The sequence below is a fragment of the Catonella massiliensis genome (assembly GCF_016651435.1).
GTDB lineage: Bacteria > Bacillota > Clostridia > Lachnospirales > Lachnospiraceae > Catonella > Catonella massiliensis.
This window is the reverse complement of the sequence record NZ_JAEPRJ010000001.1, coordinates 745,700-767,886: the sequence shown is the minus strand read 5'-3', so window position 1 is coordinate 767,886 and position 22,187 is coordinate 745,700. Positions and strand designations below refer to the sequence as shown.

At 39.4% G+C, this 22,187-nt stretch carries 27 protein-coding genes; 5 read left to right on the top strand and 22 right to left on the bottom strand.

Going from position 1 to position 22,187, the window contains the following annotated elements:
* Positions 1-81: 81 nt before the first annotated feature.
* The 4 genes from JJN12_RS03385 to JJN12_RS03370 all read right to left on the bottom strand — a co-directional run bounded on the left by JJN12_RS03385 (position 82) and on the right by JJN12_RS03370 (position 4,314).
* Complete coding sequence (locus tag JJN12_RS03385) at positions 82-909, bottom strand: hypothetical protein (RefSeq protein ID WP_208428375.1); 828 nt, start codon at positions 907-909, stop codon at positions 82-84.
* A gap of 111 nt (positions 910-1,020) precedes the next feature.
* Positions 1,021-2,145 carry a flagellin lysine-N-methylase gene (gene fliB, locus JJN12_RS03380; RefSeq protein WP_208428374.1) on the bottom strand — a complete coding sequence of 375 codons (1,125 nt, stop codon included), beginning with the start codon at positions 2,143-2,145 and terminating at the stop codon, positions 1,021-1,023.
* Positions 2,146-2,154: 9 nt separating this feature from the next.
* Entirely contained in the window at positions 2,155-3,576 is a 1,422-nt protein-coding gene (locus tag JJN12_RS03375; RefSeq protein WP_208430304.1) for an aspartate ammonia-lyase, read from the bottom strand.
* Between the two features lie 153 nt (positions 3,577-3,729).
* Positions 3,730-4,314, bottom strand: coding sequence for a hypothetical protein (locus JJN12_RS03370; RefSeq protein WP_208428373.1), 585 nt, complete (start codon positions 4,312-4,314; stop codon positions 3,730-3,732).
* Positions 4,315-4,416: 102 nt separating this feature from the next.
* On the opposite strand from JJN12_RS03370, the gene JJN12_RS03365 reads away from it, so the two are divergent.
* Positions 4,417-5,076 (top strand): Crp/Fnr family transcriptional regulator, encoded by a 660-nt coding sequence (locus JJN12_RS03365; RefSeq protein WP_208428372.1) that lies wholly within the window; start codon positions 4,417-4,419, stop codon positions 5,074-5,076.
* Between the two features lie 124 nt (positions 5,077-5,200).
* Here JJN12_RS03365 and JJN12_RS03360 read toward each other — a convergent pair whose 3' ends face one another.
* The 14 genes from JJN12_RS03360 to JJN12_RS03295 all read right to left on the bottom strand — a co-directional run bounded on the left by JJN12_RS03360 (position 5,201) and on the right by JJN12_RS03295 (position 17,739).
* On the bottom strand, positions 5,201-6,784 hold the full coding sequence (locus JJN12_RS03360) for a DUF438 domain-containing protein (RefSeq protein ID WP_208428371.1): 1,584 nt from the start codon (positions 6,782-6,784) through the stop codon (positions 5,201-5,203).
* A 128-nt stretch (positions 6,785-6,912) separates the two neighbouring features.
* Positions 6,913-7,638: an energy-coupling factor ABC transporter ATP-binding protein gene (locus JJN12_RS03355; protein ID WP_208428370.1), complete on the bottom strand. Its 726-nt coding sequence runs from the start codon at positions 7,636-7,638 to the stop codon at positions 6,913-6,915.
* 18 nt (positions 7,639-7,656) lie between these two features.
* Positions 7,657-8,490: an energy-coupling factor transporter transmembrane component T gene (locus JJN12_RS03350; protein ID WP_208428369.1), complete on the bottom strand. Its 834-nt coding sequence runs from the start codon at positions 8,488-8,490 to the stop codon at positions 7,657-7,659.
* A gap of 34 nt (positions 8,491-8,524) precedes the next feature.
* A complete protein-coding gene (gene cbiM / locus JJN12_RS03345; protein WP_208428368.1) occupies positions 8,525-9,535 on the bottom strand; it encodes a cobalt transporter CbiM in 1,011 nt (336 codons plus the stop codon).
* 18 nt (positions 9,536-9,553) lie between these two features.
* Positions 9,554-10,414 (bottom strand): urease accessory protein UreD, encoded by an 861-nt coding sequence (locus tag JJN12_RS03340; RefSeq protein ID WP_236013674.1) that lies wholly within the window; start codon positions 10,412-10,414, stop codon positions 9,554-9,556.
* Between the two features lie 42 nt (positions 10,415-10,456).
* Positions 10,457-11,071 carry an urease accessory protein UreG gene (gene ureG / locus JJN12_RS03335; RefSeq protein WP_208428367.1) on the bottom strand — a complete coding sequence of 205 codons (615 nt, stop codon included), beginning with the start codon at positions 11,069-11,071 and terminating at the stop codon, positions 10,457-10,459.
* Positions 11,072-11,124: 53 nt separating this feature from the next.
* Positions 11,125-11,820: an urease accessory protein UreF gene (locus JJN12_RS03330; RefSeq protein ID WP_208428366.1), complete on the bottom strand. Its 696-nt coding sequence runs from the start codon at positions 11,818-11,820 to the stop codon at positions 11,125-11,127.
* Between the two features lie 32 nt (positions 11,821-11,852).
* The gene (locus JJN12_RS03325; protein WP_208428365.1) at positions 11,853-12,353 is read right to left on the bottom strand and encodes an urease accessory protein UreE; all 501 of its coding nucleotides are present in this window, start codon (positions 12,351-12,353) and stop codon (positions 11,853-11,855) included.
* Positions 12,354-12,496: 143 nt separating this feature from the next.
* Positions 12,497-14,218, bottom strand: coding sequence for an urease subunit alpha (gene ureC / locus JJN12_RS03320; RefSeq protein WP_208428364.1), 1,722 nt, complete (start codon positions 14,216-14,218; stop codon positions 12,497-12,499).
* 11 nt (positions 14,219-14,229) lie between these two features.
* A complete protein-coding gene (locus JJN12_RS03315) occupies positions 14,230-14,598 on the bottom strand; it encodes an urease subunit beta (protein ID WP_331466902.1) in 369 nt (122 codons plus the stop codon).
* 15 nt (positions 14,599-14,613) lie between these two features.
* Positions 14,614-14,916 (bottom strand): urease subunit gamma, encoded by a 303-nt coding sequence (locus JJN12_RS03310; protein WP_208428363.1) that lies wholly within the window; start codon positions 14,914-14,916, stop codon positions 14,614-14,616.
* 20 nt (positions 14,917-14,936) lie between these two features.
* Positions 14,937-15,455 carry an AmiS/UreI family transporter gene (locus tag JJN12_RS03305; RefSeq protein ID WP_208428362.1) on the bottom strand — a complete coding sequence of 173 codons (519 nt, stop codon included), beginning with the start codon at positions 15,453-15,455 and terminating at the stop codon, positions 14,937-14,939.
* An 85-nt stretch (positions 15,456-15,540) separates the two neighbouring features.
* Positions 15,541-16,749 (bottom strand): ammonium transporter, encoded by a 1,209-nt coding sequence (locus tag JJN12_RS03300; protein WP_208428361.1) that lies wholly within the window; start codon positions 16,747-16,749, stop codon positions 15,541-15,543.
* A gap of 483 nt (positions 16,750-17,232) precedes the next feature.
* Entirely contained in the window at positions 17,233-17,739 is a 507-nt protein-coding gene (locus JJN12_RS03295) for an EXLDI protein (RefSeq protein WP_183684651.1), read from the bottom strand.
* 427 nt (positions 17,740-18,166) lie between these two features.
* On the opposite strand from JJN12_RS03295, the gene JJN12_RS03290 reads away from it, so the two are divergent.
* From JJN12_RS03290 to relB, 4 genes are all read left to right on the top strand, one after another.
* Positions 18,167-18,382, top strand: coding sequence for a helix-turn-helix domain-containing protein (locus tag JJN12_RS03290; RefSeq protein WP_208428360.1), 216 nt, complete (start codon positions 18,167-18,169; stop codon positions 18,380-18,382).
* A gap of 15 nt (positions 18,383-18,397) precedes the next feature.
* The gene (locus tag JJN12_RS03285; protein WP_208428359.1) at positions 18,398-18,616 is read left to right on the top strand and encodes a DUF1902 domain-containing protein; all 219 of its coding nucleotides are present in this window, start codon (positions 18,398-18,400) and stop codon (positions 18,614-18,616) included.
* Positions 18,613-18,810 carry a type II toxin-antitoxin system HicA family toxin gene (locus JJN12_RS14695; protein WP_328706812.1) on the top strand — a complete coding sequence of 66 codons (198 nt, stop codon included), beginning with the start codon at positions 18,613-18,615 and terminating at the stop codon, positions 18,808-18,810. Before JJN12_RS03285 ends, JJN12_RS14695 begins: the two co-directional genes overlap by 4 nt.
* Before the next feature lie 80 nt (positions 18,811-18,890).
* Positions 18,891-19,100 (top strand): type II toxin-antitoxin system RelB family antitoxin, encoded by a 210-nt coding sequence (relB, locus tag JJN12_RS03275; protein WP_208428358.1) that lies wholly within the window; start codon positions 18,891-18,893, stop codon positions 19,098-19,100.
* A gap of 257 nt (positions 19,101-19,357) precedes the next feature.
* Here relB and JJN12_RS03270 read toward each other — a convergent pair whose 3' ends face one another.
* Genes JJN12_RS03270 through JJN12_RS03255 form a run of 4 tightly spaced genes read right to left on the bottom strand, consistent with a single transcriptional unit; the run spans position 19,358 to position 22,145 of the window.
* The gene (locus JJN12_RS03270) at positions 19,358-19,618 is read right to left on the bottom strand and encodes a hypothetical protein (RefSeq protein WP_208428357.1); all 261 of its coding nucleotides are present in this window, start codon (positions 19,616-19,618) and stop codon (positions 19,358-19,360) included.
* Between the two features lie 31 nt (positions 19,619-19,649).
* Complete coding sequence (locus JJN12_RS03265; protein ID WP_208428356.1) at positions 19,650-20,564, bottom strand: ABC transporter ATP-binding protein; 915 nt, start codon at positions 20,562-20,564, stop codon at positions 19,650-19,652.
* 2 nt (positions 20,565-20,566) lie between these two features.
* Positions 20,567-21,364: an ABC transporter permease gene (locus JJN12_RS03260; protein ID WP_208428355.1), complete on the bottom strand. Its 798-nt coding sequence runs from the start codon at positions 21,362-21,364 to the stop codon at positions 20,567-20,569.
* Positions 21,348-22,145, bottom strand: a complete 798-nt coding sequence (locus JJN12_RS03255) for an ABC transporter permease (RefSeq protein WP_236013834.1) — start codon at positions 22,143-22,145, stop codon at positions 21,348-21,350. The genes JJN12_RS03260 and JJN12_RS03255 overlap by 17 nt, the downstream gene beginning before the upstream one ends.
* Between the last annotated feature and the right edge of the window lie 42 nt (positions 22,146-22,187).

The following is a 22,187-nucleotide window of genomic DNA, read 5'->3' as shown; positions in this document are numbered from 1 at the left end:
ATTAGTATACGAAAAGCTGTTGCAATATGCAACAGCTTTTCTGAAAGCGTTTCGTGTTTTATTTCAACTTTGTTACTGTTATCAGCTCTTTGAAACTGACTGTACGCCCTTTGCAGCCTGGTCATGCTGTGGCTTTGTCGTCTTCGCAGTAGCTGCACTTTGTGCTGCCGCCTGAGCGGTAAGTTCTGATGAAGCCTGAGCCGTCATAGCTTTCTCACTCGTTACACCTTTTGACTTATAGTAATCTTCAAAAAGCTTATTGGCAGCTTCTAAGGTCTTCTTGGATATATCAGGAAGTTCTTTACCCCAAGCCTTAGTTGCTTCTTTGTAGCCCTTCTCCATTGCCTTTTGCATGGCTTTCATCTGTTCCACATCATCTCCTGCGAGGGCTGAAGCATGTTCAAACATTCTCTTTGAAGTCGCTTCAACTCCCCAGTAACCTTTTTCGGAAATGTCTTCCTGTGCCTGCTTTTTGACCTCTTCACTAACTGTAAAGTTGCCTTTAGCAAGAGCTTTCCAGATTCCATCCATGTTATCGGTTGCAATAGCAATCTTTTCACCCTGTCCGGTCAATGACTGTTTCACAAGCTCTAAAAACTGCTTCTGTCTGGCCTCAACCTCTTCTTTTAGGGCTTTAACAAGGGCTGCTCTGTCTTCCTTACTCATCTTATTGATTTTGTAAGGTTCTTTGTTAGTGTCTTCCTGTTTAGTCTTTTCATAGACTGCTGCCTGATTTTCTGTCTTAACCTTAGCATTCGCGTCTGCCTTACCGGATGATTTGGACTCCGGTGAGGAGGTACTTACGGCCTTGGCATTTACAGAAACTTCCGCATCTTTTGTCTTTGAGACTTTTTTCTCGCCTACCTGAGGCGCTACGGAGGCACTAACACCTGCAATAATACTACTCATTTTTTCTCTCCTTTCCTTGAAGATTTACGCAAATCCTTTTGCTTTGTTTAGAGGCATATACTTACAATGCCCCTTATCAATTATATCGGCATTTAAATGACAATCTTTATGCTAGTATCTCCTCTTAATTACCGCCTGTAAGTTTGCTATCTCAAATTCTTCAGAAAACAAAAACTCCTCCATCAAATAAGCTATATTTCCCTCTGAATGCTCTACCTCTTTAGAATAAGCCTTGGCTGAGACTATCATATCGTCTATATCAAATTTCAGGTTATCCCTATATCTTAGCGCTGCAATTCCTCTTATACTAAAGAATCCCAAAAATGCAAACTTTGCCCTTGATATAACATCACAGTCATACACTCCCTTGGTAAAATACCTAAATACGAAGTAGACCATAAGGTTCTCATACCAGATATCAAGCATTTTGTTTTCTTTCCTGCATTTTTCAAATTCCTCCAAAACTTCTTTGCTTAATTCTGACTTAAATCTTGCAAATACCTCTACCCATTCCTCTCCAAGCACATAAAGTTCACCAAGTAGATAACATACCTCTTCAAAAAATGCGTCAAAAGAGGCTTTCCCATCATTGTTACAGACAGGCTTCAATTCTGCAATCATTCTGGGGAGGTCGTCATCTTCTCCTCCCTCATTTATAATTTCCTGTGCCTTTGATACAAAGGAAAGAAAATCGCTAATCCTCTCATAGATGTCCCTTGTTCTATCCTGCAAGATAGCTATGCTTTTATCTCTTATATACTCAATCTCATCTACAAACATAGGAAGACTCTCTTCATATATCACTTCATCAGGTATTTCTTTCCAGATGAACTTAATCTCATCTTCCCTTGAGAATAAAAGCCTCCCCACTACTTCACAAGAGAGGGCCATACTCTTTTCCCTTGTATTTTCATACTCTACCGTAAACCTTGGATACTCGGTACACACCTTACATAGCGACTTTTCACCAAGATTTATGTAGATATCACAAAGATTTTTTTCATTTAGGAATGGACATCTGCCATCCTTTAGTCTAAAGGTATTACACTCATCCTCTTCGTCTGAGCCGTCAACCATAGACTCCCTAAGCCTATCTCCAAAGCTTCCTTCCACTTTTTTATAGGCCTCATAAGAGTCTTCATCAATATCAAGCTCCCAGCCTATACAGCAGCTATCCGTGCAGTCCCCGCCTATACATTTAAAATCATAATAATAATCAGGTACTCTAAGTTTCATTTTTCTCCTTTAGTGCTTTGAGGGCTTAAGTGATATAGGCTCGGTCATGTTTACCGGATCAAGTATCTTGTCAATTTCCTCTGCTGAAAGTATCTTCTCCTCTAAAAGAAGGTCTCTAATCGACTTATTGGACTGAAGAGCCTTCTTTGCAAGCTCTGCTGATTTTTTATACCCAAGATAAGGGCAGAGAGCCGTAACAACACCTACACTATGATCCACAAGCTCCTGACAACGGGCTTCATTGGCAGTAATTCCGGTTACGCAGTTATCTACAAAGGTCTGCACCGCACTTGCAAGGATATCTATTGATTCAAACATACAGTAAAATACCACAGGCTCAAAGGCGTTAAGCTCCAGCTGTCCTCCTTCTGCCGCCATAGTGATGGTCATATCATTGCCTATTACCTTAAATGCAACCTGATTGACTACCTCAGGTATAACAGGATTTACCTTACCAGGCATTATGGATGAGCCGTTCTGCTTGGCAGGAAGATTAATCTCGTTAAATCCTGCACGAGGTCCTGAAGATAAGAGCCTAAGGTCATTGGCTATCTTAGATAATGTAACTGCACAAGCCTTTATCGAACCTGATACAGAGACGAAGGCATCTATATTTTGAGTTGCATCTATAAGGTCTTCAGCAAGTTCAAACTTGATTCCGGATACTTCCGAGAGAGTAGGTGCTATTATCTCCATATATCCCTTGTCTGCATTTATTCCGGTACCTATTGCAGTGCCGCCCATATTGACAAATTTCATCTCTTCTATAGCGTGCTCCATACGGTTGATATCACGCATAATTGCTACAGAATAAGCCTTAAACTCCTGTCCGAGCCTTATAGGCACCGCATCCTGCATCTGAGTCCTTCCCATTTTGATAATATGGTCAAACTCTATAGCCTTATCACAAAGCGCAGTGTGAAGCCTTAGAAGCTCATGTTTAAGCCTGTCAAGCAGACGTATCGTAGTCATCTTGCCTGCTGTAGGTATTACATCATTAGTTGACTGGCCATAGTTTACATGGTCATTCGGATGTACAACGGAGTAATCTCCCTTCTTACCGCCAAGCAGCTCTATTGCACGGTTTGCTATAACTTCGTTCGCATTCATATTGATGGAAGTTCCTGCGCCACCCTGTATAGGATCTACTATAAAGTCCTTCCAGTAATTTCCGAGTATTATCTCATCGCAGGCTACTATTATTGCTCTTGTTATATTGTCATCAAGGAGTCCTACCTTGTGGTTAGCCATAGCAGCAGCCTTTTTGATAAAGGCAAGGCTTCTTATGAGCTCCGGATGCATCTTAAGTCCTGTTATGTGAAAATTCTCTGCAGCCCTAAGGGACTGCACCCCGTAGTAAGCATCCTCAGGTACTTCCTTTTCTCCAATTGAGTCACTTTCTGTCCTTAATATAGCTTTTTCCTCATCCATCATCCTGTCTCCTTTAAATAAAATGGTAAAGAATTTATATTCCTTACCATTTTAATCCCTTTTATTAAATTATTCAATCAAGATTCTTGTTTAATTTTCCTCGTCCAAGGCTCATTTGTAAACCTGTTTGCAATAAGTTCTTCATCTTGTCATTTATACAGTTATTCGTATCTCATAATGATATGGGTCACTCATTTTTACTTCACATTCACTACCATCAAGCATACCGTCCATCACCGCCTTACGAAGTCTGTAATAATTCTCCACATCACCGTCTACCCAATACTGTGCGTGAATATCCTGAATCATTTCCCAAGACAGCTCTGTATCTGTCCTTCCTGTTACCTGATTAACATGGTCACAAGGCATGCCATTTACAAAGAAATCTTCAAAGTATTGGTATATATCCTCTACTCCATTTAACGAACCTGCCTTATTCTCCTTGCCAAAGTCAAAAGCAAGTTTACTAAGTTCGTTAAAGTCAGCTCCTTTAGCTAAGACATCAGTAATAAGCCTTGCAAAACGGCTTTCTGCGTCTATAATCTGTGACTGAAGCCAGCCATGTATATTGCTTTCATCAATCACCTCATCAAGCTTTGGAAGCACTTTGGTATATTCCTTGGAATCCTCTATCCATCCATGCTCTTTTGCCTCTACCGCTACTTTTTCAGTAAGATCCTCCTGATTTCTAATCTTGTCATACAACCAATAATGAATTGGACCTAAAAACAAACTCATATGTATATTCTCCCTTCGGTGTCTTTTAGTTGACTTTATCACTACAACTTACTATAATTATAACATAAAATACGTTGTATAGACAACTAAAAAGAGGTTTTTATGAATTATTTATTTCTTACAAATACCCCCTTATTCCATGGAGTAAGAGAAGATGAGATAGAGCACCTGCTTTCCTGCCTAGGTGCAAGAGAAAAGACTTATCAAAAGAACGAAATCATATTCAGGGCAGGCAGTGCCGTGAGTGAAATAGGCCTTGTTCAGTCAGGGAGTGTAAATATAGTGGTCAATTTCTACTGGGGAAACAGCAATATCTTCGGCCATGTAGAAACGGGAATGATATTTGCTGAAAACTACGCTGCCATCCCGGGCAAAGAACTTCTCTGTGATGTTGTAGCAGCAGAGCCTTGTGAGATTCTCTTTCTTAATCTGACAAAGTTACTCACTACCTGTACCAGTGGCTGTTCCTTCCATCAGAGGCTGATACACAATCTCCTTCGTATCTCTGCTATGAAAAGCCTTAACCTCTCCTCAAGGATGATGCACACTGCTCCAAAATCCATACGTGACAAACTGCTCTCCTACCTATCCGAGCAGGCAATGGTAAATAGCAACACACATTTTACCATTCCTTTTGACCGCCAGCAGCTTGCAGACTATCTGGGTGTAGACCGCAGTGCTTTGTCAAATGAGCTTAGCAAGATGCAAAAGGATGGCCTCATTTCCTTTAAGAAAAATGAATTTATCCTGCACGAAACTTAACCTGGTGCAAATTATAATTAATATTTTGGTTTATTTACATACATAAATAATAGGGTTACCACATTAAAGCTAGACAGCTAGTCATCTTTCCAATGTGGCAACCCTTTGTTATTTCTTTTATCTATTACTTCTGAAAATGCTCTTTTGCAAATTCCATATCCTGTACTACTTCTGTAGTTCCTACATATTTACCTGAGCTATCCCTGACAGCAATGTAGGATACCAGCATGGTACGTCCACCCTTTTCCATCCAGATCTGAACCTGGTCCCTTGCTCCACTCTTAAAGTCATCTAAGATTGATCGAACCATTGGCTCTATCTTAGGTGGATGGCAGGAGTATACTTCTCTGTCAATCGCCATACCAGGGCGCTTAAATACCTTAGGTCCTTCATTGAAGTAACGGTTGATATCATTCTCATCTATAAAGGTAATTTCAACAGGAATAGTATTTAGAAGGGCGGTGAGCTGAGGAACAGTCATATGTCCTCCAGGCATAACTATCTCTCCTTCTACCTGTGGCTTTGCCGCAACCTTTGCATTCTCTGCTTCTTCCCAACGCTCATTCTTAACCCCAAGACATTCAGCATAGTCCTTAGAATCACGATAAATTCCATACCACTCTTCAGTGGTAAAATTAACCGCGCAGATAGGGAAGAGGATGTTCTGCTCCTTATATATCATTTCTTCAGCACGCTTTAATACTTCATCCAGATGCACATTCCATTCAGGACTATGCTCAGTTACCTTTGCCAGGCTTCCCAGCTCGTCACGGATCTCATCATCCACTGTCCACATAACTGCTGAAGGCCCTGAAACTCCGTATTTTACCTTAAGATGAGGATATAGAAGATCACCCTTCTTGGCATAGTGGATGGAAATCTCCCTTATCTTATTAAATATCTCTTCACTTCTGTTTTTCTTAAACTCCTCTAAAAGTACAGTAAGAGCGTCATTTTCCTTAGTAAATGTATAGAGAGGATGTCCAACTGTCTGTGTAAGCGCCGCCGCTCTCTCGTGTTTGTCTGAATAGTCTTTTTTAGGGAAGGAATCACGCTTAGCAAGCTCAGCAGCAATTCTTTCTTTCATAAGGGAAGCCTCAACCGCCTTCTCTGCATTGGCAATCTTTTCTTCGGTGGTTGCTCCATGAAAAAGTGCTGAATGAATATCACAAAGCTTTTGCATCTCTGTTATAGGGGTTCCCTCCTTGATAAGCTCCTGCTCAGCCCTCATTATCTCAGAGGCCTCTACTGAGGCGAAGTTTTTAGCAAAGTCAGCTCTTACACTTTCAAGGTCCTCTCCTGCTCCAAGTCTCTTTAAGTATCCCTTTAACTGTTCTGTACGGCTTTCAGGCTTTGTCTCCTCACCGGTCTTATTCTCTTTAGCTGCCTTTGCCTCCTCTTCCGTCTTAACTGCTCCTTCAGCCTTTTCCACAGTATCAGCAGGCTTTGCTGACTCCTTTTTACCTGCCATAGCAGGCATCTCACCTACAAGTTCAAAGCCATTTGACATAAGGGCAGAGACTATATCCATCATTGATATACCCTTCATCTTGGCGCCCTTTGGTATGGTAGTGATTCTTCCTACAGAGTTTAACATCGCCTTTTTGGTAATCTCAGTAAAGCCAAGATTGTACATTATATCTGTTAACTCCGGATATTCACTAACCAGTTCATATACTGTTTTATTTAAATCTATTTTCTTTGACATTGTATCGTCCTCCTCTTCGTTATTATACTATAAGGATAATGCAAGATACAATAAAATTATGTTGTTTTAACAACGAATAATTAAAAGTCATTATCAGTTAGAATAATACTTTTGACGTCCATATCATTTTATAGATTATCAAAAAATTCCGTAAAACTAGGAAATTTGCTCCACTCATCCCTCATAATAGACCTGTCTATAGTATGCTCCTTAGAAAATACAAATATTTTATCTGCAATATCTTTTAACTGATTAAAATGATGGCTTGAGATAATTATGGTTTTCCCGCTGTCCTTAAGGCTCTTCATAAGTTTAAGAATCAGCTCTCTATAACTTGGCGAAAGACCGTTAAAAGGCTCATCAAAAATGTATACATCAGGATTCATCGTTAGCACCGAGCCGATTGCTACAAGCTTTTTTTCCCCACCTGAAAGATGATATGGTATTCTATCCTGTAGATGTTCAATTTTTAATAGTCTTAGTATTTCATCTACCCTCTCCTTTACTTCCTCATCTGATAGTCCCATTTGCTCCGGACCAAAGGCAAGTTCATCTCGTACTGAGTTATTAAACAGCTGAATATCACTATTTTGAAATACAAGTCCTATGCTTTTATAAATATTTGCTATCTTTTTTCTATCCTTTATAAGTGCCGCATCAACTTTTATACCCTTATAAAGATATTCTCCAGCAGAGAGTGGGTATAGCCCCACTAATATTTTAAGCAAGGTAGACTTACCGGCACCATTTGGCCCCATGATGCAGGCAGACTCACCCTCTTTGATATCCAGATTAATGTTTGAAACTCCTATGCCATCACTATAAAAATACTCACCCTTATGTATTGATATCACTACGCCCTCCGAGTCAATTTATTTTAATACAATGAAAATCATCAACAAGACAACAGTCCTAAGCACAGATAATAAATCATAGCGGTTAAAAGATAATCTTTTTTTTCTTAAGTTATTCAAATTATAACCTCGTAAAACCATCGCCTCATAAAGCTCTCTGGTATATCGATCAGTACTTAGGTATAACTGCCCTATAATTGCTCCAACCAGTCTTTTGTCTTCCTTCATTCCTATACATCTTAGTTTAACCGCTTCAATTATGCTAACTGTTACATTGCCAAGTACATATATATACTTATAGCATATATCCATAGTTTGTACAAACAACATTGGCATCCCTAGCTGTCTGAGTGCTTTCACAAGCGAAGGAAATGGAGTAGATGCTGAAAATATCGATAAGTTCAACAAATTTACACCCACACGAAATAAGAATAGTGAAGGATTCACATTGTTAGCAAATATAACTCCCGGCAAAATAAATACAAACGAGAGAAGACATAAAATGAAGAGTCTTTTAACAACCGATATAATGGTACTCCCCTTAAATAAAGCCAGCTTTGATAGGAAAAACAAGGAGGTTATCCATAAAAATATTAGGTTTTTACTGAGCGAAATAACAATTGTTAATATCATAAATTCCAGTAACCTAATATAAGGAGAGTTTTTTTCACTAGCTTCATTACGCGTGAATCTAATTTTATCCAACATCTTAGACAATGTGTTTAAGTTCTTGCCAAGAAACATTGAAGATTTCTTAAACTCAAAGTCACTACATTCATTTTTTTTTAAGAAAAGAGGAAGATAAAACTCTTCCTCCTTGTATGTCTCTTGCTTAAATAAATCCTCTTTCATCAGCACTTCCTTTTATCAATAATGAGAATAGCCGCTATACATTTGTTTTCGATTTGCTCTGTATAACTGTCTGTATTATCTTACCCAGTATAAAGAAGATCAAAATCGCAGTAACTGCAGATAGTATATATCCTATCGAAAGATTAGTATTAGGGATAGTATAATCCGGGAATATCGAATTAAACTCAAAACCTCTTTCCAAACCTTTAGGTAAGAGGGCTCCAGGGTTTGTCTTATTCAAGATCTCAAGAAGCTCCTCATTTGACCACTCTCCAAATGCAGTACCTTCTGCAAGAAGACCAAGTGGTGTAAGTATCAAAAGAAAAATAATAAAATATCTAAGCTTAGTCACAATGGAGTGACCCTGTTTTTTATCTTCCATAACAGGACCCTGAATTTTTTCAGGTGATATCCTTTTAACAAACTTAAAAATGACAAGTGTAAAAAATGCTTCAACAAAGCCGGCAACAGCCAAGTGAGTAAACATCATTGCAGGAATGGTGACAGATAGTCCGTAAGGATTATAAAGCGCAACACCACCATCGTTAAATAGTATCGGCTGAATTCCCAGCTCTATAGCAGTAGCTAAAGCCGCTAAATTAAGTCCCACATAAGAAGAAATAATAACACCTATGGTCTCAAGATTTCTTTTTTGAAAAAATCTATATATAGCATAACCAGCAAATGGCATAATTATAGCCATATTAAGGATGTTGGCTCCCAGTGCCAGTATTCCTCCATCTCCAAAGAGAAAGGCCTGTAATATTAAAGCGACTGAAACAGATATTGACGCAGCGTACGGTCCCATAAGAATAGCCAACAAAACCGAGCCTACAGCGTGCGCCGTTGTACCTCCGGGTACCGGAACATTGAACATCATCATCAAAAACGATAATGAAGATGCAACTCCAAGCATAGGAGCCATCTCTCTATTATCTCTTACTGCCTCCTTAACCTTCTTTACAGAATAAGCAAGAACCGGTGCAGCAACACCTGCTGTTACGGCACAAGATAGTGGACTTAGATAATTATCCGGAATATGCATATTTTCCCCCTTTATTATTTAATATTGTTTTTTGCGTAAGTTTAGAGGTTTGAGTCCTTTTAACTGCTCTCTATAAAAGTCAATAGCTCTATAAAGCAACTTACTGTTTTCGTGCAAACTATCGCCCATAATTCTTAGTATAAAGCCACCTTCTTCAATTTCCGAAATCCCAAAAATTGAGGTCTCTTCATTAGAATCAGTTCCTCTATATTCATTTTCAAGTTCACTGTAAATGAGGTCTATCCAGTTTTTGTTATAATCATCATCAATTACAAGTAAGGAATTAAAATTCTTATATCCTTCCATAAACCCAAGCTCATTAATTGGCATTTTCCCCGGTTCAAAAACAAGGTAGTCATTAAAGCAAAGTCTATTTTCCCTATAGACTTTTGTCCTTAGTTTTACCCTATTATAAGAAAACAGCTTTTCATCCTTTGACCAGCCAGATGTAATACCATCTGTCAGAATAAGACCTGCTCCTTTTTTAAGATGTATCTTGGTATCCTGTTTAAAAACAGAGTTTTCATAAGGAATGACCTCATCTATATAGTACTCCAAAAAGCCGTCTTCTCCTACTGTTATTTCGTTTAACTGTGTTGTTTCCTGTCCGTTTTCACACTTGTAGATGTAGCTGGGAGTCTGTGTCGTTAATATTGCGCGGCAATAATCATCAAGCAAAACCTCGCTGTAATAACTCTCTCCTTCAAGGAAACCTCCACCGGTAGAAACCAGAAAGTATAGCGGAATAAGGTCAGTTCTTGGAAGCATAGCAGAAATTCTTGAGTTTCCACTTCTGTACCCCTTGTCTAAATAGTTTCTTCCATCTCTAAGCTTGAAGTGGAGCTTGGTAATCCCGTCATATTCTTCTTTTTTCATCATTCCCCACTTTCCATAAGTTAACAATGATTTTAAGTACATATACTAAAGATCCTCTAAAAGCACGTCCTTCTTTATCCATTTTATTACCTCATCAAGACCTTCATCAGTCTTTAGATTAGTAAATAGGAATGTTCCCTTTGAACGAAACTTTTCAGAGTCACTTCTCATCCTATCAAGATTTGCACCAACATAAGGAGCCAAATCGATTTTATTTATTATAAACAGATCTGACTTTATCATACCTTGTCCTGCTTTTCTAGGTATCTTCTCTCCCTCTGCAACGTCAATTATATAAATGGAAAAGTCAACCAGCTCCGGGCTAAAGGTTGCCGCCAAATTGTCACCGCCGCTTTCCAAAAAAATCAAATCAAGTTCATTATGAAATCTTTCCTCGAGTTCTTCAATGGCCGCCATATTCATTGAAGCATCCTCTCTGATTGCAGTATGAGGGCATCCGCCTGTTTCTACTCCTATTATTCTGTCTTCTGACAAAACGGAGTTTTTCACCATAAACTCTGCGTCTTCCTTGGTGTATATATCATTTGTGATAACCCCGATATTATAGTCGTTAGCCATTCTACGGGTAAGTCTCTCAATAAGAAGTGTCTTTCCTGAACCTACCGGTCCACCTACTCCTATCCTTACAGCTCTTTTCATCTGTTCCTCCTTCATATAAAGATTACAGTTAAGACATCTAAAGCTCTCCCCGGTCAAGACATAAAAAGCCTTGCTTCCTGTCTTTCATGCCTTATCTGTGCCATTTCTATACCAGGTGCATTTGCACCAAGATCATCAACCGACAGTTCCTTTGCAGTTTCATATAAATCCGATAACATTTCATTTATATTTCTAAGAATAACCTGCCCCTCTCTTTGACCTAGCGGTATCGCTCTGACGGCATTTTGTATAAGGGTTGAGGCTATACTGTAGCCATAATATAAAAATGCATCTTCTTTAAATATTCCAATAGAATGTGCAAAAATTGAGAACACCACAGCAGGATTCCCATAGGACTCACCCTCTGCAATCCACTTCATATACCTCTCAAGTCCTGGTATGTTCCCGTGGATTCCTTCTATCAAGCGAAGCATCTGTTTGCCTATCAGTTTGGTACCGTTTCTCGTTTCCTTTGCAAGGGTGGATATTGTGAGTATTCTATCATAATCTTTTAACAGATTAAGCTTATTAAGGCTCAAGGCTTCTAGTGATAGCAGTACAAGGAGCCCCTCTCCATAGGTAAACTGCGACTCAAAAAAGTTCTTTATCCAAATATTAAAATCATCGGCCTTCTTAATCCTTCCGTCTGACAGATAATTCTCCATACCAAACGAGTGATTAAAACTTCCTATCGGAAAAGTCGAATCACAGATTTGAAATAAATCTAGTGTTTTTGATTTTCTCCCCATAATCTCTCCGCTTCTATGACTTAAAATTTCTCTTAATGTGTATGAGGATGTTCCTTATGTCCCTCGCCTTCGTGCTTATGAGCTCCATCTGAACTAAGGTTTGCATAATGAAGTGCTTCCTCAAGCTGAACTTTTTCAATGCAGAATGGGGTACCCATCTTTTTAAGATTTACTTCAACAACAGGATCATATAAAAGAGAAATCTTACCATCCCTTACCTGTACAGGCTTATGAAGGTTGCCCAAAGTATGTGCAATGATACCCATGTCATTTATATCCTTTGGAGCAATTATTATCATCTCCTCAGGAATAACAGAAAGAGCAAGTATGTGACCTTCATCAATTATAAAATACGAGCCATTCTCAAGCTTTTCGTCATCACTTAGCCTAATTCCAAACTCATTGCCATGGTCTGATTTAACTCTTAGAATCACCTTTGACAAATCATCGCTTTTTACCATTGCTGTCTCAATATGCTTGCTTTTCACGGATGCATCATCCTTTAGATTGCCTGATATTTTAGTAAAAATCATTTCAACCTCCTAAACTGCCAAGTTTTAATATATCGGATTTCAATCTGCCACAATCGTATCCTTTGTAGAACTTTTATGTAAGAGGGAATTTCAGGGAAATTTCCTCTTACATAAAAGCCGGGAAGCAATTTCCCGGCTTATCTTTAGAATAAGTAGTATCTCTGCGCCAGGGCGATAGTATCTACAGTTTCACAAGTAATCAGCTGTCCGTCTATCGTAACATTAAAGTTCTGAGGATCTATCTTTATAGTGCTTGGTGTGTAGTCATTAAGTTTCATGTCATGCTTTGTAAGATTTCTTGTATTCATTACAGGCAACACTATTTTATCCAGGTGCAATTCTTCTTTAATGCCGTGATCATAGGCATACTTAGATACGAAGGTGATATTGGTAGAGCCAACTGCCTTTCCTCTGGCACCATATAAATCCCTCATAAATCTAGGCTGTGGTGTAGGTAAGCTTGAGCTTGCATCTCCCATTACACCATAGGTAATCATCCCTGCTTTAAGTACCATCTTAGGCTTTGCACCAAACTTTGCAGGCTCCCAGAGAACCAAGTCAGCATACTTACCAACTTCTACTGAGCCGATATAAGAACTCATACCGTTCATAATCGCAGGATTTATTGTATATTTCGCAACATATCTCTTGATTCGGTTGTTATCGTTATACTTTGTATCTCCCTCAAGCGGACCTCTTTGAGCCTTCATTTTGTCGGCGAGCTGCCAGCAGCGCATAGCAACCTCACCAACTCTTCCCATAGCCATAGCATCACTTGTCATAACGGAGATCGCACCCAAGTCGTGGAGCACGTCTTCTGCTGCAACTGTCTGCTTACGGACACGTGACTCTGCAAAAGCAACGTCTTCAGGCACCTTAGGATCAAGGTTGTGGCAAACCATTGTCATATCAAAAAGCTCATCTATAACATTTCTTGTATATGGGTTGGTCGGGTTGGTAGAAGAAGGAAGTACATTCTTATGTCCCGCAACAACCATTATATCAGGTGCATGACCGCCGCCCGCACCCTCGGAATGGAAGGTGTGGACAGTTCTTCCGCCAAAAGCATTTATTGTATTTGAGACAAATCCACCCTCATTTAACGAGTCGGTATGAACTGCAAACTGTACATCATACTTATCCGCAGCTTTAAGAGAATTATCAATACCCGCAAAGGTAGCGCCCCAGTCTTCATGTGTCTTTATTCCCGCTGCTCCAGCCTCTATCTGCTCTGCAATTGTTTCAGGAACCGCACCTGTACCCTTTGCAAGAATACCGAAGTTTAGTGGCTCACTGTCTACTGCTTCAAGCATTCTGTGAATATGGTATTTACCTGGAGATGTTGTTGCAGAGTTTGAGCCGTCAGCAGGTCCCGTACCACCTCCAAACAAGGTCGTTATACCGTTGTCAAGAGCAGCATGTGAAAGTCCAGGTGATATATAGTGAACGTGAAGGTCAATTCCACCTGCAGTTACTATCAGGCCTTCTCCGGATATTGCCTCAGTGCTTGCGCCTACAACAAAGTCTACATCATCCATAATGTCAGGATTGCCACCCTTACCTATGGATAAAATCTTTCCATCTCTTATACCTATATCTGCTTTTATTATTCCTGTATAATCTATTATTGTAACACCTGAAATGATGGTGTCAGCAATAAGTGGATTTTCACTTCTTAATTCTGTAGCGTTAACACCCATTCCATCTCTAAGAACTTTACCGCCACCGAACTTGCTTTCCTGTCCGTGTATGGTATAGTCTTTTTCAATAGCTGCGAAAAGGTTTGTATCTCCCAAACGCACGCTGTCGCCTACAGTAGGTCCGTAAAGAGAATTGTAGGTTTCTCTATCCATTTTAAAACTCATGTTGTTTCCTCCTACTTTTGAATATCCAAAAATCCGTTAACCTTGTTATTAAAGCCGTATACACGTCTTTTACCGCCGAAATCGATGAGCGTTACCTCTCTCTCTTCACCCGGCTCAAACCTTACTGCAGTACCTGCAGCGATATCAAGCCTCTTTCCATATGCCTTTTCTCTATCGAACTTAAGTCCCTCTTCGTTTGCCTCATAAAAATGAAAGTGTGAACCTACTTGGACAGCTCTATCTCCAACATTTTTAACTTTTAATTTGATTGCATCATAACCCTTATTGTACTCGACAGGTTCTTTAGCTGATTTGTATTCTCCCGGTATCATATTGCTCCTTTCCACCGTATCAAACCCGGTGATATGATATTTTTTCATTATCCTTTCATACACTTAGCGTATAGGATCATGAATTGTAACAAGCTTGGTTCCATCAACGAATGTAGCCTCCACCTGAATCATAGGTATCATTTCAGGTATACCTTCCATCACATCTTTTCTTGTAAGAACCTTGCCGCCTTCATTCATTAGTTCTTCCACAGTTTTTCCTTCTCTTGCACCTTCAAGTATATAACTAGTTATCAGTGCAACACTTTCAGGGTGATTGAGTTTAATCCCCTTATCTTTTCGATTCTGTGCAATCATAGCCGCAAGGCTAATCATCATTTTTTCCTGTTCTCTTTCTGTTAACTGCATACTGTCCCCTTTCTTGATTCTTAATTTGGCCAGTGATTAGTAAGCATAAGGAATCCCGGTATCCAAGCCGTCACAATACCCTCAAAAATAGCAAGACATGGAACAAACTTACCCAAATCTTTTTTGAGGTTAATTTCAATAAACGCTGTCAACCATAAAAGCCCCCATAACCACCATATTACACCATACATCCAGTTCCCACCATAGCCTACAAAGCAAAGCACTCCTGCTGGGATTGAGTTGATAGCTACAAATAAACTAAACCAACCATACAATCTTTGATCGAAATTAAAAATTGTGTTGATTGCGGTGTAGAGGTAAGTAAATGCAAAGAGCAAACCTGTAGCAGAAGCATAAAACCAGGATGCATCCTTGCCAACCATGGCTCCATAAGCGATTACCGCAAGATTTAATATAAGTCCGAGTCCGCCAGTGAATATATTCATGACTACATTTGACTTGTCCTTAATCCCTTCCAAACGATAAAAACCGTTACTCATAAGAACCATACCAACGTAAAGCAAAATAACTCCTAACAATTTGTACTCCTTTCACAAAACCTTATAACCAGGTCTTATATATCATAAACGCACTCATCGTTATAGCCGCGCGTATTATGTACTATCACATAATATCATATGCTTTTTCGTCAAGAAGTGTGGAATCAAGTCCCTTAACCACATCCTCATCCTTTGGCTTAATATTGGTAATACTTCCATAAACCTTAAGTATTATAAAAGTAACAATCATCGAATATACAGCTATTAAAACTGCTCCCCCTGCCTGTACGAGCAACTGATGAATAGAAGGAACTACAGTGTTTACATTGCTGTCAGCAAATACTCCTATAAGAATAGTTCCTGTAAATCCACCCATTCCGTGTACTCCCCATACTCCAAGTGCATCATCCCAGCCGTTCTTTTCCTGAAAACCGAGGGAAATATTACATATAACACCTGCAATTAAACCGATTATCACTGCTGAAACCATATTAACATATCCTGCGGCAGGCGTGATGGTCGCAAGACCTGCAACAGAACCTGTCAACACATCGACAAAGTTTACCTTTTTTCTAACTATAAGAGCGTATACACACCAGGACATCATACCTGCAGCAAGGCCTATTGCAGTATTAAGAAATGCTGTTGCAGCAAGATTATCTGCTTTTAGTGCTCCTCCTGAATTGAAGCCAAACCAGCCAAACCACAGTAACCCGGTACCCACTGTCGCAATCATAAGGTTATTAGGTGCCATTGAAGTATTTTTTATTTTTCTCTTGCCGAGTGCATATATCGCGGCAAGTGCAGAAAATCCAGCAGTTGTATGTATAACTGCTCCTCCTGCAAAGTCTGCAAAGCCAAGCTTAGATAAAAATCCTGAACCCCAGACCCAATGTGCTACAGGGATATAGACAAGCAATGTCCAGAATATAAGAAGACCAATGTACCCCTTCATATTGAGTCTTTCTGCGAAAGCACCACTAATAAGGGGCACTGTAATTACACAAAACATCATCTGATATGCAAAGAAAAGAGCAAATGGAATAGTTGTAACCTGTGTTCCATCAGGTAAAAAATTAATATTATTAAGTGCAAAATAATCGCCAATATTACCTATAACTCCACCTATATCTCCACCGAAGGCGAGACTAAACCCTCCAAATATCCACATCAGGGTAATAATACCCATTGATATAAAAGACTGCATCATAATAAAGAGTACATTTCGCTTTCTTGCAAGTCCTCCATAAAATAGCGCAAGTCCTGGGGTCATAAGGCAAACCATAGAAGTTGCTAGCATCATAAATGCTGTATCTCCATTGTTTATATTCATAGCCTCTCCTTTGTGTAGTGTTATTAGTTATTTTAAGTGTAGACCTTTGCTAATACAAAGTCAAGCTATATTAATAATCATTATCACCAGCATTAGCCAAGAAAAACATTATAACTCTACTTCTGACAGACTATTTATTTTTCTTTAGTAATTCACCAAATAAAAATACGAGAAATATAATGGCACAAATAACAAACCATAATAAATTAGCTATCATAGTACAATACCTCCCAGTTTTTCAATTTTATTATACTCCCAGATTAGCAGGCTGTAAATCTATTTGTTACTATCGTGTTACTATCAAAGAGAAACGCTAAGAAACGCAGACAAAGAAAAATCCCATAAAATCAGGGTTTTGCCCAATTTTACGGGATGTAAAAATCGCTGTTTCTTATCATCTCTGAAATCCATATGATATATAAACACAAAGCTATCTCATTATTTGCTTGTTATAGTTCTATAAATCTAGTATTTATACCTAATCTAAATATCCAAAAACTCATAAGGCTTTTCCGAAAGAGAAGATTCGCAGCACTCAGCAAGATACGCATCCTTCTCCTTTAGGCTCTCTATGTCCGGATATACGTTTAACACTCTGTCCCCCAGATTCCAAAAATCATGTGACCAAGACTGCGGGTTTTCCCATACGTGTGGATTTCCTTTCGCCCAATTCGGAAGCTCCTTGCGAACCTTGGTTGCCACTGCAAGCTGCCCTTTTGCAGTTTTATAAATCGTGTCAATCCTTATTCCACCGTCTACCGGACGTTCTACACGAGTAATCTCCATACCATAGAACATTACCTTTCTTCTTACCCCTTTTTCATAGAGGTTTAACTCAATCTTGTCATATCCTTCGCTTTTGTTGCGTTGAACACTTAGAAAGTCCTGAAGTGCCTGTATCACAGCGGCAGAAACACTTCCGGCGTACTTGGCAGCATCATCAAATAAGTGTAGATCTGCTTCTGCAACATAAATATTTTTTGTGGCCATAACCATACCTCCTTATTTTTGTAACTTGTATCTGAAGTTTAGTATCTATATGATTATGAACATAATTATAATCATATAGAGGTATTTTGTCAAGATAGACTTTCTTTCCATCATTATGATGTTGAAGACTGTGATTCTTCACTGATACCGGGAGCCTAATATCAAAATGCAATATACAAAGTTCTTCGTTTTTGCAATCGAGTAGGAGGCGGTAACTAACCCAGGGGCTTTTTCTTTGCCATAATTTTGTCCTACTATATTGATTTCGTTTATGTTTTGTTTTATCTTGTTTATATTATAAACGATTTTATTTATGTTGTCAATAGGTTTTATAAACTTTTTTATTTATATTGTTAATTTTTTGATTGACAATATAAATTATTACATATATAATGTAAACATATATAGAAAAGGAGGTTATAATAATATGAGTGTGGAGGAGCAAATAAAAATCTTATGTGTTAAGAAAGATATCAGCTTATCAGAGTTAGCAAGGCTGAATAATATCAGCCCTCAAAACTTTAGTCAAAAATTAAAGCGTAATACCCTAACTGTTGACGATTTGAAAGCAATAGCGGATAAATTGGAATGTACTTATCAAACTTCTTTTGTCCTTCCCAACGGTGAAAAAGTAGAATATTAGAAAGAGAGGTATAAAATGAATTATACAGTTAATCTGTTATGGGATAGTGAAGCAGATGTGTGGGTTGCTACCAGTGATGATATTATAGGGCTTGTACTTGAAAGCGGTTCACTAGATGTATTAATCGAGCGTGTGCGCCGAATTGCGCCCGAACTTTTAGAACTGAACCATCAGCCTATTGAACACGCTAAAATCCTGTTCAAATCCGAACGGCTTGAAGAGGTGTATGCATAATAGCTGAATATGAAAAGAAAGTAAGAGAAATATTAAAAAGTTACGGATGTTATTTCATAAGGCACGGTAAAGGTGACCACGATATATGGCACAGCCCTATCAATGACCATAATATTGTAGTAGATGGAAAAATCAAATCACGGCATACGGCTAACGCAATACTTAAACAAAGCGGCATAAACTACCGTTTTTAAGATTATAATGTCATGGACATTGCACCACACGAACTATATTATAATTACATGCTATTAAATTAGAAAGTGAGGTTAATAATATGATCATTACAATCAACTTAACAGATGATGAATTACATCTAATTGAAAGCTACGCAAAAGTTCACGGTATAAGCGTAGAGCAGGTTATAAAATCATCAACGCTTGAAGCTATTGAAGATGAGTATGACGCAATAATCGCAGAAGAGGCATATAATGAATTTTTAAAAAATCCCGTTACTTATACCAGTGATGAAGTGTGGGGTAATTGATATGTGTTATAGTGTTGAAAGCCGAAAGTCGCTCAAAGTCGCACCAGTTCTGCATTTCAAAGTCGCAAAGTAGTTAATAAGTAGTTCAAGTAGTTATTTTTTAGTTTTTGCGTATAACGGAAGACACCCAAAATTAGCACCTCACTTTGTTACTATCGTGTTACTATCAGAGCGAAACGCTAAGAAACGCAGACAAAGAAAAATCCCATAAAATCGGGGTTTTGCCCAATTTTACGGGATGTAAAAATCGCTGTTTCTTATCTCTTAATGAAAGGCTCGCCGCAGGAAAATTTGATCCTCGGCACCCTGCCGCCGAAATAATCGTAAAGCTTATCGATTATGCCTATATTCTGTTCATAGGATAGCTCCTTATGCAGCTTTGTGTGGTTGTGTTCGCCATACAAGTGGCAAACCCTGCATCGCTGGTTGCAACGGTGGGTTATTTTCCAGAAAATATAATTGATCATGTTTGAGCATTCCTTTTGCCTGGCTTCACGGAGCGAACCGTTTATATTCATTGACCCGCCCCGGCAGCGCGTATTGCGTTTGTCAATAAAAGTTCTTTACGATATCCTCTATTTTGGGCTTTGTAATATTGACATCCTCTATGTCTCCGTGCTGACTGCACCAGATGATCGCCTTCATAACGTCTGAGGTGTCGCCCTTAAAGGTAATGATCTTCTTGCTGCTGATATCGACGGTCTCCGCTTCAAAGGGAAAGTCTCCTTTTTCTCTGCCGTGAGGGGCATAAACGATCTCACAGTTTTTTCCGGAGTTCTTTTCATTTATTTCACTCGAGGTGTCGTCATACAGCACCTTGCCGTGGTTGAGCACGATTACCCTATCGCAGATAGCGTCGACGTCGGTAAGGTCATGGGTCGTCAGTAGAATGGTCACATTTTTCTTCCTGTTGAGATAGACTAGGAAATTGCGGATTTTTTCTTTTACCGAAATATCCAGACCGATGGTCGGTTCGTCAAGAACTATTATCCGAGGCTTGAAGCACAGAGCGGCTATTATCTCACAACGCATCCTCTGGCCAAGGCTGAGCAGTCTGACTGGCTTGTTTACGATTTCGCGCGCGTCCATTTCATTTATAATCTCGTCAAGCCACATGTCAAATTCATCCTTGTCCACCCTATAGACCCTGCGCAAAAGACTGAAGGTATCCATAGCTGGTAAATCCCACCACATCTGGCTCCGCTGGCCGAAAACTATGCCTATATCATTCATCAGCTGCTTGCGGTGGTTAAATGTGTTCTTCCCATCGATTGTGACAAATCCTTTGGTAGGGTACATGACACCCAGTATCATTTTTATCAGTGTAGACTTACCGGCACCATTAGGCCCGAGTAGTCCGACTATGCTACCGTCCTTTATTTCAAGATTCAGATTGTCTACAGCCGTTACCGCTTTTTTTGTGTTGTTATTGTATATCTTAGTTAATCCGTCTATTTTTATCATTATTAGCCTCCTGCTCCTTCATATTTTTTGATTCCCATCGTCCATGCAAGTTTTGCTATGCCCCACATCAGAGCAACTACAAGGAATATCACCAGCTTTATGACAGTGTGGTCACCCTCCTTATTCAATATGACTATGGCGGGGTAATAGCTGATAAAAGCGACGGGCACTAAGTATGTAAATATTTCTTGCAGGATCCGGCTGTAGATAGTTATCGGGTAAACTATAGCTCGCAGTGTTCCGTGGGTGAAGATCCCAAGCAGCTCCCGCGAATTGATGATCCAGAAGGATACACTGGCTGTAATGATGAATATCGCGCTGTATATCACGGTACCCGTGGCAAGGAATACAACCAGCCAGAAGATAGAGGTACTGCTAAAATTCCTGACACACGAGTAAATTATGATCAGCAGGCCCAGCAGTACCTGCCCCAAACGATCAACAGGTATTTCCTCTATCATCGCACAGAAAAGATCGCTTTCTGGGCGTATCAGTTTCATAAGAAACTTACCGTTTTTCAACTGCCTGGGGATGTTGTTGATACCACACAACATCAGCCTAGACATCGCGTAAGCGACGGTAGCCATTCCGTAAATCAGCATTATCTCATATTTTGACCACTTGTTGATATCCGACACCTTACTTATCAGGAACAAAGTCGATATATATTCGCAGAAGTAAGTTATAAACATCACAAAGCATTTCAAAACGAAGGACGACCTGTATTGGAACTGTGATTTAAGACTCATCGTTAGGCACATGACCCAAACGCCGATCTTATGTTTAACCTCCCTGAACATAGACTTTTTTCCTTTCCTTATCATAAACGAAATAAGATACCAGCCATAGTGCCAGCGCCCAGAAAGTTTCAAGGATAAGCAGCTTCAGTATACTTCCCTCAGTTCCGAGGATGATTGAGATAGGCAGATAAATCTGCGAGGAAAAAGGTAAATGGAGCGATATCCTGTAGAGCCATTCTGGAAAAATGTTCAGCGGCAGCAGTCCGCCTGAGAAGAAAAGCTCAATCGCCATTATCAGGTCTACCACTCCCATCGACGTTCTGTTTTTTATTGCCAGCATTACAATAATGAACTGGATTTCGTTGGCGATAACAAGTCCGATAATGATCGAATAAACAAAGTATAACAGCATCATAGGCGTGACGTTAGGATACCATGTCAGCGCAACCACTCCAATAAGAAGAAGCGGCAGGAAGCGCCAGAGCAGATAATACAGCACGCGTCCGACCTCCATGCCGATAAGGTACCCAATCAGGCCGATGGGATTGGTAAGGTAAAAAATAATATTACCCGTTTTTATCAGATCATCTATATCTATTCCGCCCAGGCTACCGCTAAGACCGGTTATAGTCAGTAGAGCCTCAGTGAGAATGACATAGCCGACGCCCTGCTGTACGGTATATGAGCTAATACCGTGTTTGATAAAAGCGACAAGTATGTACATCTGGATTATCAGCCAGAAAGAATTGACAATTATGCCGAAGAGGTTAGACTGCTTATATGTGGCGTTTGTCTTGTAGCTGAGCTTTGCTATATACAGCAGACATTTCAGTTTATCCATCAATATTGTGCTACCTCCTGTTTTTTAAATAATATTCGAGGA

Excerpts from the sequence above, each read along its gene's own strand:
- JJN12_RS03325 (WP_208428365.1), bottom strand. The coding sequence starts at position 12,353 with ATGATTTTTACTAAAATATCAGGCAATCTAAAGGATGATGCATCCGTG.
- JJN12_RS03290 (WP_208428360.1), top strand. The coding sequence starts at position 18,167 with ATGAGTGTGGAGGAGCAAATAAAAATCTTATGTGTTAAGAAAGATATC.
- JJN12_RS03300 (WP_208428361.1), bottom strand. The coding sequence starts at position 16,749 with ATGAATATAAACAATGGAGATACAGCATTTATGATGCTAGCAACTTCT.
- JJN12_RS03370 (WP_208428373.1), bottom strand. The coding sequence starts at position 4,314 with ATGAGTTTGTTTTTAGGTCCAATTCATTATTGGTTGTATGACAAGATT.
- JJN12_RS03260 (WP_208428355.1), bottom strand. The coding sequence starts at position 21,364 with ATGTTCAGGGAGGTTAAACATAAGATCGGCGTTTGGGTCATGTGCCTA.
- JJN12_RS03295 (WP_183684651.1), bottom strand. The coding sequence starts at position 17,739 with ATGGCCACAAAAAATATTTATGTTGCAGAAGCAGATCTACACTTATTT.
- fliB (WP_208428374.1), bottom strand. The coding sequence starts at position 2,145 with ATGAAACTTAGAGTACCTGATTATTATTATGATTTTAAATGTATAGGC.
- relB (WP_208428358.1), top strand. The coding sequence starts at position 18,891 with ATGATCATTACAATCAACTTAACAGATGATGAATTACATCTAATTGAA.
- JJN12_RS03385 (WP_208428375.1), bottom strand. The coding sequence starts at position 909 with ATGAGTAGTATTATTGCAGGTGTTAGTGCCTCCGTAGCGCCTCAGGTA.
- JJN12_RS03365 (WP_208428372.1), top strand. The coding sequence starts at position 4,417 with ATGAATTATTTATTTCTTACAAATACCCCCTTATTCCATGGAGTAAGA.
- JJN12_RS03255 (WP_236013834.1), bottom strand. The coding sequence starts at position 22,145 with ATGGATAAACTGAAATGTCTGCTGTATATAGCAAAGCTCAGCTACAAG.
- JJN12_RS03360 (WP_208428371.1), bottom strand. The coding sequence starts at position 6,784 with ATGTCAAAGAAAATAGATTTAAATAAAACAGTATATGAACTGGTTAGT.
- JJN12_RS03285 (WP_208428359.1), top strand. The coding sequence starts at position 18,398 with ATGAATTATACAGTTAATCTGTTATGGGATAGTGAAGCAGATGTGTGG.
- cbiM (WP_208428368.1), bottom strand. The coding sequence starts at position 9,535 with ATGCATATTCCGGATAATTATCTAAGTCCACTATCTTGTGCCGTAACA.
- ureG (WP_208428367.1), bottom strand. The coding sequence starts at position 11,071 with ATGAAAAGAGCTGTAAGGATAGGAGTAGGTGGACCGGTAGGTTCAGGA.
- ureC (WP_208428364.1), bottom strand. The coding sequence starts at position 14,218 with ATGAGTTTTAAAATGGATAGAGAAACCTACAATTCTCTTTACGGACCT.
- JJN12_RS03340 (WP_236013674.1), bottom strand. The coding sequence starts at position 10,414 with ATGATGAAAAAAGAAGAATATGACGGGATTACCAAGCTCCACTTCAAG.
- JJN12_RS03270 (WP_208428357.1), bottom strand. The coding sequence starts at position 19,618 with ATGAATATAAACGGTTCGCTCCGTGAAGCCAGGCAAAAGGAATGCTCA.
- JJN12_RS03315 (WP_331466902.1), bottom strand. The coding sequence starts at position 14,598 with ATGAAAAAATATCATATCACCGGGTTTGATACGGTGGAAAGGAGCAAT.
- JJN12_RS03265 (WP_208428356.1), bottom strand. The coding sequence starts at position 20,564 with ATGATAAAAATAGACGGATTAACTAAGATATACAATAACAACACAAAA.
- JJN12_RS03350 (WP_208428369.1), bottom strand. The coding sequence starts at position 8,490 with ATGAAAGAGGATTTATTTAAGCAAGAGACATACAAGGAGGAAGAGTTT.
- JJN12_RS03310 (WP_208428363.1), bottom strand. The coding sequence starts at position 14,916 with ATGCAGTTAACAGAAAGAGAACAGGAAAAAATGATGATTAGCCTTGCG.
- JJN12_RS03330 (WP_208428366.1), bottom strand. The coding sequence starts at position 11,820 with ATGGGGAGAAAATCAAAAACACTAGATTTATTTCAAATCTGTGATTCG.
- JJN12_RS03375 (WP_208430304.1), bottom strand. The coding sequence starts at position 3,576 with ATGGATGAGGAAAAAGCTATATTAAGGACAGAAAGTGACTCAATTGGA.